Annotated in this window: 1 protein-coding gene and 2 pseudogenes; 2 read left to right on the top strand and 1 reads right to left on the bottom strand. The window is 68.8% G+C overall.

What is annotated here, in order from left to right:
* Positions 1-37: 37 nt before the first annotated feature.
* Positions 38-1,081: pseudogene (locus tag ASJ79_RS23140) on the bottom strand (DEDD exonuclease domain-containing protein); the annotation flags it as partial.
* A 123-nt stretch (positions 1,082-1,204) separates the two neighbouring features.
* On the opposite strand from ASJ79_RS23140, the gene ASJ79_RS23135 reads away from it, so the two are divergent.
* The gene (locus ASJ79_RS23135) at positions 1,205-1,477 is read left to right on the top strand and encodes a hypothetical protein (RefSeq protein ID WP_067960433.1); all 273 of its coding nucleotides are present in this window, start codon (positions 1,205-1,207) and stop codon (positions 1,475-1,477) included.
* 152 nt (positions 1,478-1,629) lie between these two features.
* Positions 1,630-2,032: pseudogene (locus ASJ79_RS23130) on the top strand (endopeptidase); the annotation flags it as partial.

Genomic DNA, 2,032 nt, shown 5'->3' with positions numbered 1-2,032 from the left:
CTGATGGCCCGCTTCACCGGTGTCCGCACCTGCACCAGGCGGCCTCGGCCGCGTCGGCCCGGGACCGGAACGGGCCGACGGCGGTGTCGGTGCGCGGCGTGCGCACGGTGGAGAACCGGGGGAACGGCTCGTCGGTCAGGGTCACCCACCACCACCGGTGCGGGAACTTGGACCGCTGGTTGTACGGCGGCGCGTGCGCGGCCAGTAGCCGCAACTCGCGCACGCCCGCTTCCAGATCGTGCGCGCATTCCACGTGGTCGACCCGGGTGGCCAGCGACGCCATCTCCTTGACGCGGGTGCGCGGGTCGGCGCCGTTGAAGTACTGGGACACCCGGCGCCGCAGATCCACGGCGGTGCCGATGTAGAGCACCTCCTCGGACGGACCGCGGAACAGGTACACGCCGGGACTGCGCGGCAGGGCCCGCGCGAGGTGACGCTTGCCGCGCTGCGCGGGGGTCACGTCCGGCAGATACGAACGCAACTCGGCGTAGGTGTGCACGCCCTGGTTGCCGACGCGCTCGATGAGCCCGTGCAGCACGTCGACGGTGGCGCGGGCATCGTCGAGCGCGCGATGGGTGGGGGTGGTGGTGGCCCGGAACAACTGCGCCAGTGCGGAGAGCCGCACGCTGGGGGCCTCGTCGCGGGTGAGGACCCGGCGGGCCAGGGCGACGGTGCACAGCACCGGTGGCTTCGGCCAGGGCAGGTGGTGGCGTTCGGCGGCCGCTCGAAGGAACCCGATGTCGAACCCGGCGTTGTGCGCCACCAGCACGGCGCCACGACAGAACTCGAGGAAGGACGGCAGTACCGCCCCGATCCGCGGCGCGTCGTACACCATCGCCGTCGTGATGCCCGTGAGCGCGACGATCTGCGGAGGGATCGCGCGCCCGGGGTCGACCAAAGTAGCGAACTCACCCAGGATTTCGCCGCCCCGGATTTTCACGGCACCGATCTCGGTGATCTCGTCGTGCCGCTCGCCGGAGGAGCGCCCGCCGGTGGTCTCCAGATCGACGACGACGAACGTGGTCTCCCGCAGCGTCGGGTCAGCAGACGGATCGAAGTCGGCGAAGCTGAGCTGACCCATGTGCCGAACGTAGGTCCCCGGTGTGACAACCGCGGGGAGGCGGCGCCGCGCGCCGGACTCGACCCGGACTTGTCGGTGGCCGTCGTTACCGTGCGCTCGACTGCGATCGGAAGGACAGGTGCCATGGCACAGGAGCAGTGGCCGGCGGGCGAGCGCCCGGATACCGAGGCCCGGAACGATGCCGGAACCTCTACCGACACTTTGAAAATCGACTGCGACGATTGCGCCGTCCGTGGGCCCGGGTGCCAGGATTGCGTGGTCAGCGTGTTGCTCGGGGTGCCGGAGACGTTGCACGTCGATGAGCGGCGCGCCTTGGAAGTGCTGGCCGAAGTCGGGTTGGCGCCGCGGCTGCGGCTGGTTCCGATCCACCGGCCGGGGCGTTCAGGAGTCGCGTGACGACACGCGGCCGACGGCGGGTCCGCGTGTCTTCGCGACGGCTGTTAGATTTGCGTCCTCCGATGGACAAGGCCGATGCCGTTTCGTAACCTGTCTGAGACCTAAGAGCAGTTGAGTGCGGCTCGTTACGGCAGTTGTAAGGACGCAAAATCTTGAGGTTCGCCCGCGCGCACATTAAGAACCGCCGTATTCGGCACACCTTCATCAGTGCGATCGCCGGCTTGGCTGTGTTCGGTGGCGTGCTGACCGGACACGCGTATGCCGATCCGGCAGCCGACGCGCTGGCAAAGTTGAACCAGCTCTCCCGGCAGGCTGAGCAGACCACGGAGGCAATGCATTCCGCGCAGCTCGATCTCGACAACAAGTTGGCGATCCAGCAGGCGGCCGAAGCCAAGCACGCCGGCGATGTCGCCGCGATGGAAGCGGCCAACGCGAAACTGTCCGACTTCCAGCGCAAGGTCGACAATCTGGCCGCGGCCCAGTACATGGGCGGCCGCCCATCGGGCTTCGACGCGATCCTGACCGCCTCCTCGCCGCAGGGCTTGATCGACCAGC

It is taken from the genome of Mycobacterium sp. NAZ190054, assembly GCF_001545925.1.
Lineage (GTDB): Bacteria > Actinomycetota > Actinomycetes > Mycobacteriales > Mycobacteriaceae > Mycobacterium.
The sequence above is the reverse complement of the archived record's forward strand: the minus strand, read 5'-3'. Positions and strand labels throughout refer to the sequence as shown.

Excerpts from the sequence above, each read along its gene's own strand:
- ASJ79_RS23135 (WP_067960433.1), top strand. The coding sequence starts at position 1,205 with ATGGCACAGGAGCAGTGGCCGGCGGGCGAGCGCCCGGATACCGAGGCC.